This window comes from Pseudomonas sivasensis (assembly GCF_052938085.1).
In genome coordinates, this window is record NZ_CP176442.1 from 5,827,150 (window position 1) to 5,844,408 (window position 17,259).

Annotated in this window: 11 protein-coding genes; 3 read left to right on the forward strand and 8 right to left on the reverse strand. The window is 59.7% G+C overall.

The window, feature by feature from the left end:
* The first annotated feature begins 112 nt into the window (after positions 1-112).
* Complete coding sequence (locus ACKZ62_RS26835; RefSeq protein ID WP_447096069.1) at positions 113-1,477, forward strand: formimidoylglutamate deiminase; 1,365 nt, start codon at positions 113-115, stop codon at positions 1,475-1,477.
* Positions 1,478-1,590: 113 nt separating this feature from the next.
* Here ACKZ62_RS26835 and ACKZ62_RS26840 read toward each other — a convergent pair whose 3' ends face one another.
* The 6 genes from ACKZ62_RS26840 to ACKZ62_RS26865 form a co-directional block, all read right to left on the reverse strand.
* A complete protein-coding gene (locus ACKZ62_RS26840) occupies positions 1,591-2,160 on the reverse strand; it encodes a lipocalin family protein (protein ID WP_032890161.1) in 570 nt (189 codons plus the stop codon).
* Between the two features lie 30 nt (positions 2,161-2,190).
* Positions 2,191-2,445: a lipoprotein gene (locus tag ACKZ62_RS26845; protein ID WP_032890159.1), complete on the reverse strand. Its 255-nt coding sequence runs from the start codon at positions 2,443-2,445 to the stop codon at positions 2,191-2,193.
* Between the two features lie 176 nt (positions 2,446-2,621).
* Positions 2,622-3,632, reverse strand: coding sequence for a class 1 fructose-bisphosphatase (locus ACKZ62_RS26850; RefSeq protein WP_003237460.1), 1,011 nt, complete (start codon positions 3,630-3,632; stop codon positions 2,622-2,624).
* A gap of 109 nt (positions 3,633-3,741) precedes the next feature.
* Entirely contained in the window at positions 3,742-5,094 is a 1,353-nt protein-coding gene (locus ACKZ62_RS26855; protein ID WP_447096982.1) for a DUF3999 domain-containing protein, read from the reverse strand.
* Positions 5,094-8,609: a DUF2339 domain-containing protein gene (locus ACKZ62_RS26860; RefSeq protein WP_447096070.1), complete on the reverse strand. Its 3,516-nt coding sequence runs from the start codon at positions 8,607-8,609 to the stop codon at positions 5,094-5,096. Before ACKZ62_RS26860 ends, ACKZ62_RS26855 begins: the two co-directional genes overlap by 1 nt.
* Before the next feature lie 157 nt (positions 8,610-8,766).
* Complete coding sequence (locus ACKZ62_RS26865; RefSeq protein ID WP_032890155.1) at positions 8,767-11,217, reverse strand: glycogen/starch/alpha-glucan phosphorylase; 2,451 nt, start codon at positions 11,215-11,217, stop codon at positions 8,767-8,769.
* Between the two features lie 239 nt (positions 11,218-11,456).
* On the opposite strand from ACKZ62_RS26865, the gene ACKZ62_RS26870 reads away from it, so the two are divergent.
* Positions 11,457-11,891: a YkgJ family cysteine cluster protein gene (locus tag ACKZ62_RS26870; RefSeq protein ID WP_003187815.1), complete on the forward strand. Its 435-nt coding sequence runs from the start codon at positions 11,457-11,459 to the stop codon at positions 11,889-11,891.
* Positions 11,892-12,094: 203 nt separating this feature from the next.
* Here ACKZ62_RS26870 and typA read toward each other — a convergent pair whose 3' ends face one another.
* Both typA and thiI read right to left on the reverse strand, forming a co-directional pair.
* Positions 12,095-13,915, reverse strand: a complete 1,821-nt coding sequence (gene typA, locus ACKZ62_RS26875; RefSeq protein ID WP_032890153.1) for a translational GTPase TypA — start codon at positions 13,913-13,915, stop codon at positions 12,095-12,097.
* A 139-nt stretch (positions 13,916-14,054) separates the two neighbouring features.
* Positions 14,055-15,509, reverse strand: coding sequence for a tRNA uracil 4-sulfurtransferase ThiI (gene thiI, locus ACKZ62_RS26880; protein ID WP_032890151.1), 1,455 nt, complete (start codon positions 15,507-15,509; stop codon positions 14,055-14,057).
* Positions 15,510-15,843: 334 nt separating this feature from the next.
* Between thiI and glnA the strand changes: the two genes are divergently transcribed.
* A complete protein-coding gene (glnA, locus tag ACKZ62_RS26885; RefSeq protein ID WP_032890148.1) occupies positions 15,844-17,250 on the forward strand; it encodes a type I glutamate--ammonia ligase in 1,407 nt (468 codons plus the stop codon).
* Positions 17,251-17,259: the final 9 nt, after the last annotated feature.

Genomic DNA, 17,259 nt, shown 5'->3' on the forward strand with positions numbered 1-17,259 from the left:
GCACAGGGAATCCTTGCAGGGGGAAAAGATGCATAGATTGCCGGAGTTTACCGAGCAGGCAAACGTCTGTATATGTATATACAAATAAACACACGACCGGAGTGCTCTGAACATGTCCGCTTTTTTTGCCGAACGCGCACTGCTGCCTAATGGATGGGCCAACGATGTACGTCTTGAAGTCAGCGCCGATGGCCTGCTGGCACAGATTGCGGCCAATGCCAGTGCAGACGGCGCCGAGCGGCTCAAAGGCCCAGTTTTGGCTGGCATGCCCAACCTGCACTCCCACGCATTCCAACGCGCCATGGCGGGTTTGGCCGAAGTCGCCGGCAACCCGAATGACAGCTTCTGGACCTGGCGCGAGATGATGTACCGCATGGTCGGCAAGATCAGTCCGGAACAACTGCAGGTGATCGCGCGCCAGCTGTACATCGAGATGCTCAAGGCCGGTTACACCTCGGTGGCCGAATTTCACTACGTGCATCATGATGTCAGCGGCCAGCCGTACGCCGACCGTACGGAACTGTCGCGGCAGATCAGCCACGCGGCCGCCAGCAGCGGTATTGGCCTGACCTTGGTGCCCGTGCTCTACACCCACTCGGGTTTTGGCGGGCAGGCGCCGAACGAAGGCCAGCGACGGTTTATCAACAGCACCGAAAACTACCTGGACCTGCAGGCGCGCCTCAAACCGATCCTCGCGGCGCAACCGGCGCAGCAACTGGGCTTGTGCTTCCACTCCCTGCGCGCTGTTACGCCACAACAAATCAATGAAGTCCTGGCCGCCAGCGACAAGACGTGCCCGATCCATATCCATATTGCCGAACAACAAAAAGAAGTCGACGACTGCCTGGCCTGGAGCGGCAAGCGTCCGTTGCAATGGCTGTATGACAATGTCGAGGTGGATGAACGCTGGTGCCTGGTGCACGCGACTCACGCCAACCCGGAAGAAGTGACGCGCATGGCAGCGAGCCGGGCGATTGCCGGATTGTGCCTGACCACCGAAGCCAACCTGGGCGACGGGATTTTCCCGGCAGTGGATTTTCTCGCCCAGGGCGGGCGCATGGGCATCGGTTCCGACAGCCATGTGTCATTGAGCGTAGTGGAGGAATTGCGCTGGCTGGAATACGGCCAGCGCCTGCGCGATCAACGGCGCAACCGCTTGTATCGCAGTGACCAACCGATGGTTGGCCGTACGCTGTTCGATGCTGCGCTGGGCGGTGGCGCACAGGCACTGGGGCAGCCAATTGGTCGACTGGAAGTGGGCAAGCGTGCGGATTGGATCGTGCTGGACGGTAATGACCCTTACCTGGCGACAGCAACAGAGGATGGCATTCTCAATCGCTGGCTGTTTGCCGGCGGTGATCGCCAGGTGCGTGATGTGCTGGTCAACGGGAAATGGGTGGTGCGCGAAGGGCGTCATGCAGGCGAAGAAGAAAGCAGCCGGGCATTTACGCAGGTGCTAAGGGACTTACTCGGTTAAAACATGTGGGAGGGGCTTGCCCCCGATTGCAGAGTGTCAGCCAGCAAATCAGATACTGACACACCGCTATCGCGGGCAAGCCCCCTCCCACATTGGATTGAGGGGCTCTCAGGTTATTGCGAAGTCTTGGCCATCTGCTTATCCGATGTCCGGAAGATCAACCGCGTGGTGTCATACCCCTGCTGTCGCGCCCTGCTCAGCAGGTCTTCGCGAGTATCGGCACTGACCGTTGGCGTGCGCGACAGGATCCACATATAGCGCCGGCTCGGGCTGCCGACGATGGCGGTCTTGTAGTCATCGCTGACGTACAGCACCCAGTAATCGCCCTTGGCGACGCCCGGCAGCAGTGACGTGAACCAGTTGTTGAATTCCACCCAGAGCTTGTCAGTCTTGCCAGGCACTTGCGGGGTGGCGGTGCCCTTGGCTTCTTCCCACTTCCATTCGGTGGTCAGGCAGCGGTTAAACACCGACATGTCGCCATCGGGCAACAAGGTGTAGCGTGCTTCGGACTGCGCGCAGTTGCGCTGAAAGTACATCGGCAATCGGGCCAACTCATACCAGGTGCCCTGGTAACGCTTGAGGTTGACGCTGCCGGCAGTCTTGGGTTGCAGATCATCGCCAGAATGGCTGGCACAGCCCGCCAAAAACAGGCTGGCACAAAGGAACAAAACAAAACGCATCATTCTTCTTCTCCCGCAGGCTCTCGCCCCGGTTTACTTCAGGCCTTGCCCGGAAAACATGAGAACTTTGTCACCGGCATATTGAACGCTGATAAAGCTGGTTTTATCGCCCCACGTGCAGCTGGACATGCCCAGTGCGCCGGAACAATCGGTCGGCTTACCCAACAACGACTCCACCTCGGCCTTCGGCATGCCGGCCGACAACTTCGCGTAATTTTCCTGGTTGATCTTGCTGCAAGCGGCCAACAGCACGCAAAAAGCCAGCAAAGCGAGACGGCGTAACGACATGGAATAACTCCTGGAGGGACAAGGCAGCGTGGGTATCTGCCAGAAGCTTAGAAGGGAAAACAGGTGTCTGGTTCCCGACGAGTAAAAACAAAAAAGCCCCGAAAACGCTGAAACGTTTCGGGGCTTCTTTAAGGGTGAACCGGCTCACAACAACGCCGATCACTTATCGCCGCAGCTTACTTCTTGTGATAGGCCGTCACGCGCTCAACTTCTTCCTTCGAACCCAGGAACACCGCTACACGCTGGTGCAGGCCTTCCGGCTGGATGTCGAGGATGCGCTGGTGGCCGTCAGTGGACGCGCCGCCCGCTTGTTCAACCAGGAACGACATCGGGTTGGCTTCATACATCAGGCGCAGTTTGCCCGGCTTGGATGGCTCGCGGCTGTCACGTGGGTACATGAACAAGCCACCACGGGTCAGGATGCGGTGCACGTCAGCTACCATCGCCGCGACCCAACGCATGTTGAAGTTTTTCTTCAGCGGGCCTTCTTCACCGGCCATCAACTCGCCCACGTAGCGGGTAACCGGTTCTTCCCAGTGACGCTGGTTGGACATATTGATCGCGAATTCCTGGGTGGACGCAGGAATGGTGATGTCTTCGTGGGTCAGTACGAAGCTGCCCATTTCGCGGTCCAGGGTGAAACCTTTAACGCCGTCACCCAGGGTCAGCACCAGCATGGTCTGTGGGCCGTAGATCGCGTAACCGGCAGCGACCTGCTCGGTGCCTGGCTGCAGGAAAGCCTTTTCGTTCAGGGCTTCGTTCTGGCTCAGGTATTCGTTCGGGCAGCGCAGCACGGAAAAGATAGTGCCGACCGGTGCGTTGATGTCGATGTTGGACGAACCGTCCAGTGGGTCGAACACCAGCAGGTAGGCACCTTTCGGGTATTTACCCGGGATCTGGTAGGCATTGTCCATTTCTTCGGACGCCATGCCGGCCAGGTGACCGCCCCATTCGTTGGCTTCAAGCAGGATCTCGTTGGAGATTACGTCGAGCTTCTTCTGTACTTCTCCCTGCACGTTTTCAGTGCCCATGCTGCCCAGGACACCACCCAGTGCGCCTTTGGACACGGCATGGCTGATTTCCTTGCAAGCACGCGCGACCACTTCGATAAGGAAGCGCAGATCGGCAGGCGTGTTGTTGCTGCGGGTCTGCTCAATCAAATAGCGACTCAAGGTAACGCGGGACATGTAAGGCTCCGGAGAATGGGGGGCTTGAAAACCCGCGCAGTTTAACGCGAGTCGGGGCGTATTTCCTCCTATCAGAGGATTTAAACCCAATAGAGTTCATGGACTTTATTTAACGCGCCGCCGGTGGCTTGCGCAGCAAACTGTAGGCCATGGCGCCCAGTGCCGCCACGCCGAGCAGCAAGACGGCCCAGAGCCCGAGTTTTTTCCAGTTCGGCCCGCCCTCCACAGCGGCTACGACCACCGGCGACGCGACCGCAACGTCCCCGACAACCTTGGCCTGTCCCAGCGTATTGAGGCGCTCGGCACTGTAATCGGGGATCAGGGTCGACAGTGGCAGGCTTGCGGCTTTCACCGACGCATTGCCCAACGCCAGGCTGAACGGCGGCTCACCCCGCGCCAGGAACACCAACTGGGTAGCGCGCACCGCAAAGCGCAGCGCCGGCGCATCGGCGCCCAAACCGCCACCGCGCTCGTCCACCTGCAACTTGAGTTCGGTCACGACCTGACCCGGCAACTGCAACTCATCCTGCACCACGTCCTGGCCGTTTTGCGTCAGGCGGTACAGCAAGCCATTGTTCAATGGCTGCCACAGTTGTTTGGCATCGCTGCGTCCCGCCAATGTCACCGGTGCCAGCGTGTTGGGCTGCTTCAACTCAATGCGCAAACGCTCGACACTCAGCCCAGTCGGCAACTGCCAGCTGTACTCCCCAGCCTTGAGTCGCGTTCCCGCCAATGGCTGCGACCACACCAACGGCATTGGCAGACTGCTGCGCGTAGCACTCACCAGCTTGGCCGAGGTCAGCAGCGGCGCCGCCTGCCCCTTCCATACCAGACGCAGGTAGCGCGCTGAGCGTCCTGGCAGGCTGACGTCATGCTGTTCGACCCGTTCGTCGGCGAACGACAAGCGTGCCACCTGCCCCTCGCCCCAAGGCTCCCAACGCTGCAAGTCATCACTGGCTTCAATGCTGAAACGCTGGAAGCCCTCTTGCTCACGGCTCCAGTCCAGGCTCAGTTGCTGCAACGGTGCCTTGATCGCGCTGGCGTCCAGCACCCAGCCGCGCAATACCTGCTTACCGGGCTTGGCGGCAGAAGACGGTTTGATTTCCACCAGGGTGCCTTCGGTGGTGGTTTTCATCACCACACCGGGCAGGCTTTCCTGAGTGTCGGCGGCGTACAGCGGGAACCACTTCACATCAGCGACGTTGCGACTTTCGGTGCGCTGGGAAGATTGTCGCGACAGCGCATAGGCCTGGGGCTCACCGGCGGCGTTAAACACGCGAACGTCACTGAGGTCCGCCTGGCGCGCGTTGAGTTGCACAGCCAACGGCAATTCAAGGCGATACCAGGGGCCATTGCCGCTCACACTCAGCGGCACATGGTGGGTGAAATCAGCCGGGGCTTCCTGGGCCGACGCCGCCAGCGCCGCACACATGCCCACCATGGCCACGCTCAACTTACCGATCAAGAGGATGCTCCTTCAGTTTCCATCACAGGTTCGGCCCGCTTAGGTGGCAGCGGTGCGAAATAACCCACCACCAGCAACAGCCCGCCCACGCCGATAAACGACACGATCCGCGCCAGGCCGCCACGGTTACTCAGTTCGACAAAGAACAGTTTGGCCACCACCACCGCAATCAACGCGGCGCCGATCAACCACACTTCGCGACGATGGCGCAGGTGGCCGCCGATCATCAGGCCGAGGGCGATCAGAGTCCACACAATCGACAGGCCGGCTTGCACCAGCATCGACTCCAGCAACGCATCCAGATGGAACGGCACGCCGCCCCAGTGGTGCGCGGTGCGCATGACCAGTGCCGTGAAGAACGCAAACAGCGAGAGACCCGCGATCCCTTGTGCGGCCAATTCGGCACGCGGCCCGCGTTGTGGCGCCACGCTTCGGGACCACAGGTAAACACCCAGCAGCGCGAAGAGCAGGCCCAGTTCCAGAGGGTTGAGCAGAGGCACGTAAGGCAACGGATTGGCGGTGCCATCGCTGAAGGTATTCGCCAGCCAGAACCAGCCGAGAATCAGCACAGCCAATGGCAGCGCGGCCAGGACTCGGTACTCCCTTGGGTACGCCGACACTGGCCACGGCCAGGTGCGCGGTGCGGCGGCCAGCACCAGGTACAGGCTTGGCAGGATGGCCCAGCCCAACCAGCGCCAGGCGTTGTATTCAGCCGACAGGCGCAACAGTCCATAGCGCAATTCCAGTGCCAGCACGCCGATCAGCATCCAGCAGCCTAGGACATGGGCAATACTCAGCATCCTGGCCGGAACCACCGGCGCCAAGCGGCGCAGCGAGATGAAATGCACCACAAACACCGCCAACCAGGCCAGCCATCCGTACTGCGCCGCCGGGTGATAGTAGCTGTGGGCAGACACCAGCAACGCCACGCCCGCCGCCGGCATCAGCAAGGTGCACAGCACACCCAGGGATGCCCAGCGCAGTCGCGCCGCGAGCAACGCCCAGATCGCCACGCTCGCTGCGGCAAGCCCCAGCAGGAAAGAACCAAGCAACGCTTGCGGAACAAAGCGCAACACTTCGCCGCCCAGCGCCAATGTCCACCACGCCGCACCCCACACCAGCAAAAGGTCGGACAAGCGTTGCAGCTTCAGCACCGCAAACACCGGCGCATGGGGCTCACGTTGCAAGCGCCAGGCGCCGATCAAGGCGGCCAGGCCCAACACCATCGGCGTCCAGAAACCACTGTGCGCCAGCGGACGCAGGCCTTCGCCGGTCAACGGCCCGAGCAGTTGCGGCACCGCCAGCAGGAACGAACCACCGCCGACCAGTTGCAGCAGCAACCCAAATACAAAACTGACGCGTTGTTGCAGGTACAAGCTCAGCCAGATGATCAACAACCCACTGGCAGCCCATACGCCGCTGGCGCTTTCCCATGGCAGCACAAACAGCACCGCCAGATTGATCAACACCAGACCGGCGAGCAGCACCACCGACAACCCACGTAACAGCCGCACATCGCTGCGCACCATGTCGTCGCGTGCCGCCAGCAGCATGCCGCCAATCAAGGCCAGGCCGATCAGGGAGGCCGTGAGCAAACCACTCCATCCCGCATTGAATACCGCCGCGCCCTCCCCGCCCTGCAAGCGCACCAGGAATAACGCGCCACCCAGCAATTGCACCGCGAACGCAGTGAACAGGAACGTGCGCGAGCCAATGCGCAGGCCGATAAACAGGGTCGCCAGACCGGCGATGGCCCAACTGATGGCGGTACCTTGGGTCAGCAACAGCAAGGGCGCCAGCAGGTACAAAAAGCTCAAGCCCAGAGACGCCAGGACCGGCAGCCCTTTGCGCTCCCACTCTGCCGTGTGCTGCGCCGATGCCTTGCGCAACTGATCGAAGCTGAACAGCAACGCGGCGCCGAGCAACAACGCACCCAGCGGCGCACCGTCGAGCAGGCTGTGTTCGCCAATGCGCAGTTCGCTGAGGAAGGCCAGCGCTGAGCCCAATTGCAGCAACAAGCCGAACGCACGCGCCAACGGTCGCTGCTGGCGCAAACCGAGCCAGAAGATCCCGGCGCCTTCCACCGCCCACGCCGCAGCCGTCCAACGTGCATCAAGGCCCAGAGGAATCGCCAGGCTGGCAAAGATCACGCCCAGGGCCAGGCACGTTTCCGCCAGCAGCAACGCGCGTCCGCCACTGAGTAACCGCGCCAGGCCCATGTAGATAATGCCCAGGCCCAACGCACTGAACGCCGCGGCGAATTCCAGATGCTGTACCAATGCGAACTGCAAGCCAAAGCCCACCAGCGGCGGGCCGAACAGCATGCCGCCGTCAACGTAATCACCCTTGGCAGCCGACCAGCGCAACAACGCATCGCGGCCTTCGGGCGCGTCGCCCAGCTCCAGCAATTTGCGTCGGGCGAACAACAGGCCGATGGCCAGATACATTAGGAAGAACAGGATCAGGAATGGCTCGGTGCTCCACAGCAATTCCGGCGTGTAGGAACGCATTCCCCAGGCGAAGCCGATGCCGAAGGTACCGACGAACCCGATCAGGTTGAGCAAGCGCCAGGCCTTGAACCAGGCGATGGCGAGAATACCGGCGTTGAGCAGGGCAAAATAACTGAACAGCGCAACATGGTTACCGGCGCCGGTGGACGTAAGGATCGGTGCCGCAAAACCGCCGAGTGCTGCCGCGCAGGCCAGGCCCAATGCGTCCTGGGTGACCGCCAGGATCGCCGAGAACACCGTGACCGCAACCAGCAGGCCCAGCGCCGCGCTCGGGTCGATCAACGGATGCAGGCGCATCGCGGCAAACACCGTCAAGTACAGCACCGCAATCCCGGTGCCTTGCAGCATCAAGCCGTAGTTGCTGTTGCGCAGTCTCAGCCACCAGCCCAGGCCCAGCAGGCCGACGGCGGCAGCAGCCACACCGGCGTAACGCAACTCGATCGGCACCACCATGCCTTCGGTGGCATAACGCAGCAGGAACGCCAGGCCGAGAAACAACAGCACCACGCCGACGCGCAGGACGGTGTTGCCACCAAACAGCCAATTGCGTGCACCAGCGAGGGCACGTTCGAACAGGTTGGGGCCACGGGGGATAGCAGGTTCTTCATGAGGGCGCGGAGCCGGAGCAGGCTTCCAGGCGTCTTCGGGCAATGCAGGGCTTGGTTCGGCGATCATGGCGACGGGCGCCAATTCGCCCGGCAGCTCCCAAACCAGTTCGGGGGCCTTGGCGATGGGTGTCGGTTCAGGGATGGAGGGTTCGACCACCGCGGGGCTGGCCGGCGCGGGCACTTCCAATTGCCGCAGCCGCTCGCCGAGGGCGATCACCGACTTCTGCGAGGTTTCCAACTGACGCGCCTGCTGTCGCACCTGGGCCGCAAGCTTCGACAGGCCAATCGCCTGGCCAATGCCCAACCCCAGCAGTGCGCCGATGCCTGCGTCATAGAACGACTCATCGAGCGTCCAGCCGACAACCAGGCCAATCAGCATGAAAATCCATTGCATGGTCGATATTCCCTAAGCAAACCGGCGCTCAGTATATCGACGCGCAACCAATGTGGGAGGGGGCTTGCCCCCGATAGCGGCGTGTCAGTCGACATATTCGTCAACTGACCATCCACTATCGGGAGCAAGCCCCCTCCCATATTTGGATCCAGGGTGCTTAGTCGAGCGCTTTCCAGATCTCCGTGGCGTACTCGCGGATCGTCCGGTCCGACGAGAACCAACCCATGCGCGCGGTATTGAGCACCGCCGAACGCCACCATGCCTTGGAGTCATGCCAATGCGCTTCGACCCGCGCCTGGGCATCCCAGTAGGAGTCGAAGTCGGCACACACCAGGAAGCGGTCGTAGTCGATCAACCCGTCGATCAAGCCCACATAGCGGCCCGGATCATCGGGCGAGAACACCCCGCCACGGATCGCTTGCAGCACATCGTTGAGGCGATGGGACGCAGCAATATCAGGCCCGGCGTTGAACTCGCCAGCGTGTTTTCGGGCTTCCACCTGCTGTGCACTAAGGCCGAAGATAAACATGTGATCGGCGCCCACGCGCTCGTGCATCTCCACGTTGGCGCCGTCCATGGTGCCGATGGTCAGCGCGCCGTTGAGGCCGAACTTCATGTTGCTGGTGCCCGACGCTTCAAAGCCGGCCGTGGATATCTGCTCCGACAAGTCCGCCGCCGGGATGATGCTTTCTGCCAGGCTGACGTTGTAGTTGGGCAGGAAGACCACTTTGAGCAACCCGCGCACAGTCGGATCGTTGTTGACGGTGCGGGCGATGTCGTTGGTCAACTTGATGATCAACTTGGCCTGGTGATAACTGGCCGCCGCCTTGCCGGAGAAGATCTTCACCCTCGGCACCCAGTCGGTGCCCGGCTCGGCACGGATCGCCTGGTACAGCGCCACGGTGTGCAGCAGGTTGAGCAGTTGGCGCTTGTACTCGTGGATACGTTTGACCTGCACGTCGAACATCGCCGCCGGGTTCACCGAAATGCCCAGGCGCTCGTGGATGATCTCGGCCAGTGCACGCTTACTGTGCAGGCGCTGGTCGGCGAAGGCTTTGCGGAAGGTCTGTTTCTCGGCGAAGGTTTCCAATTCGCCCAAGCGGGTTTCCATGGTGTCGAGAATGTCCGGACCCAAGGCTTCCACCAGCATCTCGGTGAGCTTGGGGTTGGCCTGGTACAGCCAGCGGCGGAAGGTAATGCCGTTGGTTTTGTTGTTGATGCGGTCTGGGTAGAGCTTGTGCAGTTCGGAGAACACCGTGCTGCGCATCAGTTGGGTGTGCAAGCCCGACACGCCATTGACGCTGTGGGAGCCGAGGAACGCCAGGTTTCCCATGCGCACGCGGCGACCATTGTCTTCTTCGATCAGCGACACAGCGCGCAGCACGTCAAAATCGTGGATACCTTTGGCGCGCAGCGAGTCGATGTGCTGGGCATTGATCAGGTAGATGATCTGCATGTGCCGAGGCAACATGCGTTCCATCAGGCCTACCGGCCAGGTTTCCAACGCCTCGGGCAGCAAGGTGTGGTTGGTGTAGGACAAGGTTTCGACCGTGACCTGCCAAGCGGCGTCCCAAGCGATGTCGTGCAAATCCACCAGTTGGCGCATCAACTCGGCCACGGCGATGGACGGGTGGGTGTCGTTGAGCTGGATCGCCGCGTGTTCGCCCAGGCTCAATACCGAGCCATGCATGTTTTTGTGGCGGCGCAGCAGGTCTTGCAGAGAGGCGGAGACGAAGAAGTATTCCTGACGCAGGCGCAGCTCCTGCCCTGCTTCGGTGCTATCCGCCGGGTAAAGCACCCGGGAGATGCTTTCAGCGCGGGCCACTTCGGCAACGGCGCCCAGGTGGTCACCGGCGTTGAAGCGCTCCAGGTGCAAGTCTTCCACCGCCCGTGCACGCCACAGGCGCAGGGTGTTGACGCTTGCACCGCGCCAACCGACCACCGGCGTGTCATAGGCCACGGCGCGCACGGTCTCGCTGGGCGTCCACACTTGGATCAGCTTGCCGGCGGCGTCCGGCAGGGTTTCCACGCTGCCGCCAAAGCCGATCGGGTAGATCACTTCAGCGCGCTCGAACTCCCACGGGTTGCCGAAATCCAGCCAGCGTTCGGTCTGCTCCTGTTGCCAGCCATCGACAATCGCCTGGCGGAAGAGGCCATGTTCATAACGGATGCCATAACCGTGACCGGCAATGCCCAAGGTCGACATGCTTTCCATGAAGCATGCGGCCAGGCGGCCCAAGCCACCGTTGCCGAGCGCCGCGTCAGGCTCCAGCAGGCGGATACGCTCAAGGTCGACGCCAAGTTCGCTGAGCGCTTCGCGGGCAATCTCCAACACACCAAGGTTACTCAGACTGTCGTAGAGCAAACGGCCGATGAGGAATTCGAGGGACAGGTAATACACACGCTTCTGGCCCTTGCGGTAAATACGCCGCGTGTGGTCCATCCAGTGATCGACCATCTGGTCGCGTGCGGCCAGAGCAATGGCTTCGAACCAGTCGTGGTCGAAGGCGTGATCCGGGTCCTTGCCCACCGCGTAGGTGAGTTTGGTCAAGACGGCATCGCGAAATGCGGCTACCTCTGCTTCTCGTGCAAGTGGTTCCTGAGACATCAATTGCGACCTCGGGCGAGATAGAAGGAGTTGCTAGAGCCTAGACGGTCTGACAGACGGTAGACGCTCTGGTTCGGCAGTTTTTTAACGCATTTACCTTTAGCGGGTTTTGATGCATTGGCCGTGCCTGCTTTCGCCCATCGCACCGTTCGAGATGAAATACGCAAAATATTGTTCAAAAAACCACCAATCCCGGTATGATCCCGCGCCCGGATACAGCCCCACCTTTTGGAACCTTGATGAAGCCTCAACTGATCGCCGCCGCGGAACTCGACCGTCTTGAGACCTGGCAGAAATATTCCGCCCACATGTGCGGTGGCTGCGTGTCCAGCTGCTGCACGCTGCCGGTCGAAGTGAAGATCAAGGACCTGATCCGCATTGGCATCGTCGATGAGTTCGAACGCGGCGATCCGCCGAAGAACATCGCCAAGCGGTTGCAGAAGGAAGGCATCGTCGAGCGCTACAACAACAAATCCGAGATTTTTACGCTGCAGCGCATGAGCAACAACGATTGCCTGTACCTGGATCGTAAGACGCGCTTCTGCACTATTTATGACAAGCGCCCCGATACCTGCCGCAATCACCCGAAGATCGGACCGCGGCCGGGGTATTGCGCGTACAAGCCGAAGGAAGTGGTGCGCGAGACCAATTTCAAGACCCTCGACAAGTTCTGATCCGGGTTTTGCAGGGGGCTCAAGGGCTCTATTGGGGGCAAGCCCCCTCCCACACTGACCGCATTCCAGATGGCTGTACTCGGTCAAATGTGGGAGGGGGCTTGCCCCCGATGAGGCCGGTACAACCACCACAAAACCAGCAGGCATAAAAAAACGCCCCCGGCCTTTCGACCGGGGGCGTTTTTCATTCAGCCTGAGTTAACTCAGTTCTTGGCTTTCTTGGCAGCGCGGGTACGCTCGCCTTCGTCCAGGATCTTCTTACGCAGGCGGATCGACTTAGGCGTAACTTCGCACAGCTCGTCGTCCTGGATGAATTCCAGGGCCTGTTCCAGGGTGAAGCGAACAGGTGGGACCAGAGCGATGGTTTCGTCTTTGCCCGAAGCACGCATGTTGTCGAGCTTCTTGCCTTTGGTTGGGTTGACGCCCATGTCGTTGTCACGGCTGTTCAGACCAACGATCTGACCGTTGTAGATCTCTTGACCGTGTTCAACGAACAGCTTGCCACGCGCCTGGAGGGTTTCCAGGGAGTAGGTCAGTGCCTTGCCAGTCTCAACCGATACCAGAACACCGTTCTGACGGCCGGACATGTCGCCGGACTTCATGGTGTCGTAGCGATCGAAGATCGAGGTCAGGATGCCAGCGCCGTTGGTCAGGGTCAGGAACTGGTTACGGAAACCGATCAGACCACGAGCAGGGATGTTGTATTCCAGACGCACACGGCCTTTGCCATCCGGCACCATGTTGGTCAGGTCGCCTTTACGCAGGCCCATCTCTTCCATGACCTTGCCCTGGGATTCTTCAGGGGTGTCGATGGTTACGTTTTCGAACGGTTCCTGCTTCACGCCGTCAACTTGACGGATGATCACTTCTGGACGACCAACGCCCATTTCGAAGCCTTCGCGACGCATGGTTTCGATCAGTACCGAGAGGTGCAGCTCACCACGGCCGGAAACCTTGAACTTGTCAGCCGAGTCGCCTTCTTCAACGCGCAGTGCAACGTTGTACAGCAGCTCTTTGTCCAGACGTTCCTTGATGTTACGGGAAGTCACGAACTTGCCTTCTTTACCGCAGAAAGGCGAGTCGTTTACCTGGAAGGTCATGGAAACGGTTGGTTCGTCAACGGTCAGAGGCTTCATCGCCTCGACGTTGTCCGGCTGGCACAGGGTGTCGGAGATGAACAGGGAGTCCATACCGCTCACGCATACGATGTCGCCAGCGAAAGCTTCTTCAACGTCGATACGGTGCAGACCGTGGTGACCCATCAGCTTCAGGATACGACCGTTACGCTTCTTGCCGTCGGCGCCGATAGCAACAACCGGGGTGTTCGGCTTGACGCTACCACGAGCGATACGGCCAACGCCGATAACACCCAGGAAGCTGTTGTAGTCCAGTGCCGAGATTTGCATCTGGAACGGGCCGTCACGGTCAACTTTTGGAGCCGGTACGTTGTCGACGATCGACTGGTACAGCGGGGTCATGTCTTCAGCCATGTCGGTGTGTTCCAGACCGGCAATGCCGTTCAGGGCCGAGGCGTACACGACTTTGAAGTCCAGCTGTTCTTCGGTAGCACCTAGGTTGTCGAACAGGTCGAAGATCTGGTCCAGAACCCAGTCCGGACGCGCGCCTGGACGGTCAACCTTGTTGATGCACACGATCGGACGCAGGCCGGCTTCGAAAGCCTTCTTGGTCACGAAACGGGTTTGCGGCATAGGGCCGTCTTGGGCATCAACCAGCAGCAGAACGGAGTCAACCATCGACATTACGCGTTCTACTTCGCCGCCGAAGTCGGCGTGGCCCGGGGTGTCCACGATGTTGATGTGGTAGCCGTTCCAGTTGATAGCGGTGTTTTTTGCCAGGATGGTAATACCGCGCTCTTTTTCCTGGTCGTTGGAGTCCATCACGCGCTCGTCGTTGAGCTCGTTGCGCTCCAGGGTGCCGGATTGACGCAGGAGTTTGTCTACCAGGGTGGTTTTACCATGGTCAACGTGAGCAATGATGGCGATGTTACGTAGATTTTCGATCACTTGTGTATCTCGATCAGAGGATTCGGTGTGCTGACAGGTCGTGGCAGCGATTTACAGTAGAGTCAGGCCTTGCCGTTACAGCTTGACGGCAGAGTCGGGGGGCCGGTGACGCAGGCCACAGGCAAACAGCCCCGGGCTCTTAGCTCGGTCGATAAACGCGCACATTGGCATGCCCCTCACTGAGCAAATGGTGGGCATGCAGGCGACTCATCACGCCTTTGTCGCAATACAGCAGGTACTGACGGCTGTCATCCAGTTCCTTGAAACGCGCGTTCAATGCGTAGAACGGCAGCGTTTGTACGTCGACGCCAGGAATTTCCAGCGGCTCATCTTCAGCGGCATCCGGGTGACGGATGTCGACAACAATCTGGCCGGCCAGGGCTTCACTGACTTCTTCGATCTGCACATCCTGGCCCAGTTCGTCGATAACACGATCGATCGGGACCAGCTTGGCGTTCTGAAGCGCACGCTCCAGAATCGCCATATCAAACTGTTGTTCTTCGTACTCCACGCGGTTGCGCTTGGCGTGGGTCTTGGGATTCACCGAGATGACCCCGCAGTATTCAGGCATATGCTTGGCGAAGTCGGCGGTGCCGATTTCTTCTGCCAAATCGATGATGTCCTGCTTGTGGCTGGCGATCAGTGGGCGCAACACCAGCTTCTCGGTCACGCAGTCGATCAGCGACAGGTTCGGCAGCGTCTGGCTGGAAACCTGGGAAATCGCTTCGCCGGTCACCAGGGCGTCGATCTGCAACTGATCGGCAATCCGAGACGCAGCGCGCAACATCATACGCTTCAATACTACGCCCATATGACTGTTATCGACTTTACCGAGAATTTCGCCCAGCACTTCCTCAAACGGTACGCTCACAAATAGCACGCGTTGGGAGCTGCCGTACTTCTTCCAGATAAAGTGCGCGACTTCCATCACGCCCAATTCGTGTGCACGCCCACCCAGATTAAAGAAGCAAAAGTGGCTCATCAGGCCGCGGCGCATGATCTGGTAGGCCGCGACCGTGGAATCGAAACCGCCGGACATCAATACCAGGGTCTGTTCCAGGGCGCCCAACGGGTAGCCGCCGATGCTGTCGTGCTGGCTGTGAATCACAAACAACCGTTGGTCGCGAATTTCCATGCGCACTTCAATTTGTGGCGCTTTTAAGGAAATTCCGGCGGCGCCGCACTCGCGACGCAGCTTGCTGCCGACGTATTTCTCGACGTCCATGGAGCTGAATGGGTGCTTGCCGGCACGCTTGCAGCGTACCGAAAAAATCTTGCCTTCAAGGCTGTCACCGAAGTGCCGTTTGCATTTTTCGGTGATGTCATCGAAGTCGCCCAGCGGGTACTCATCCACCTGGAGGAAATGCGCGATACCCGGCATGCAGCTCAGGCGCTCGGTCATGTCCTTCAAGGCTTTGGCGTCGGTGAGGCGGGTTTCCAGTTCGAGGTTGTCCCACACACCGTTCACCACCACAGCCGGGTCCAGATCGCGGAGCACGGCACGGATGTTCTTGGCCAACTGACGGATGAAACGCATCCGTACCGGTCGGCTCTTGATGGTGATCTCGGGGAAGACTTTAACGATTAATTTCATGGAAACAGCGCGCGCAGGGCCTGCCGAAAAAGGGGGGCGCGGATTATAGCGGAAATCGCTCAAGGTTTAACCAGTTAATATGCACATCACTCGACCCGCACTAAAGCAGTGCATTTGCACGCATCAGCGCCACATTGCAGTGCGCGAATTTCGCGCTTTTGTCGCAACGCACCTTTATAGGGGCGTTTTTGGAGCAAAAAACCCATGTTGGCGCACTGGCATGCAATTTGCTCTCTTGTGAGGCAGGTTGCCATGGCGGACTATCCGCGCCGGCATCACCCACATTCTAAGGGCTAACTCCACTACCCCAGCCCGAAGCCACCCGGAGGACACTATGTCGAAGTCGGTTCAACTCATCAAAGATCATGACGTTAAATGGATTGATCTGCGCTTCACGGACACCAAAGGCACTCAGCACCACGTGACCATGCCGGCTCGCGATGCGCTGGATGATGCGTTCTTCGAAGAAGGCAAAATGTTCGACGGTTCCTCCATCGCTGGCTGGAAAGGCATCGAAGCCTCCGACATGATCCTGATGCCGGACGACAGCACTGCCGTGCTGGACCCGTTCACCGAAGAAGCCACCCTGATCCTGGTGTGCGACGTGATCGAGCCTTCGACCATGCAAGGCTACGACCGCGACCCACGTGCGATCGCCAAGCGTGCCGAGGAATACCTGAAGTCGACCGGTATCGGTGACACCGTATTCGTAGGCCCAGAGCCAGAATTCTTCATCTTTGACCAAGTGAAGTTCAAGTCCGACATCTCCGGCTCCATGTTCAAGATCTACTCTGAACAAGGTTCGTGGATGTCCGATCAGGACGTGGAAGGCGGCAACCATGGCCACCGTCCAGGCATCAAAGGTGGTTACTTCCCAGTTCCGCCATTCGACCACGACCACGAAATCCGTACCTCCATGTGCAACGCCATGGAAGACATGGGCCTGGTCATCGAAGTTCACCACCACGAAGTGGCGACTGCCGGCCAGAACGAAATCGGTGTGAAGTTCAACACCCTGGTTGCCAAGGCTGACGAAGTTCAGACCCTGAAGTACTGCGTACACAACACTGCCGTTGCCTACGGCCGTACCGCGACCTTCATGCCTAAGCCTCTGTACGGCGATAACGGTTCGGGTATGCACGTTCACCTGTCCATCGCCAAAGATGGCAAGAACACTTTCGCTGGCGAAGGTTATGCCGGCCTGTCCGATACCGCGCTGTACTTCATCGGCGGCATCATCAAGCACGGTAAGGCCCTGAACGGCTTCACCAACCCTTCGACCAACTCCTACAAGCGTCTGGTCCCAGGTTTCGAAGCTCCGGTAATGCTGGCCTACTCGGCGCGCAACCGTTCCGCTTCGATCCGTATTCCTTACGTCTCCAGCCCACGCGCTCGCCGTATCGAAGCTCGCTTCCCGGATCCAGCAGCCAACCCTTACCTGGCCTTCGCTGCTCTGGTTATGGCCGGCCTGGACGGTATCCAGAACAAGATCCACCCTGGCGACGCTGCCGACAAAAACTTGTACGACCTGCCGCCTGAAGAGGCCAAAGAGATCCCACAAGTGTGCGGCAGCCTGAAAGAAGCCCTGGAAGAGCTGGACAAGGGCCGTGCGTTCCTGACCAAAGGCGGCGTGTTCAGCGACGACTTCATCGACGCTTACATCGGCCTGAAAAGCGAAGAAGAAATCAAGGTTCGTACCTTCGTACACCCACTGGAATACGAGCTGTACTACAGCTGCTGATCCGGTAGC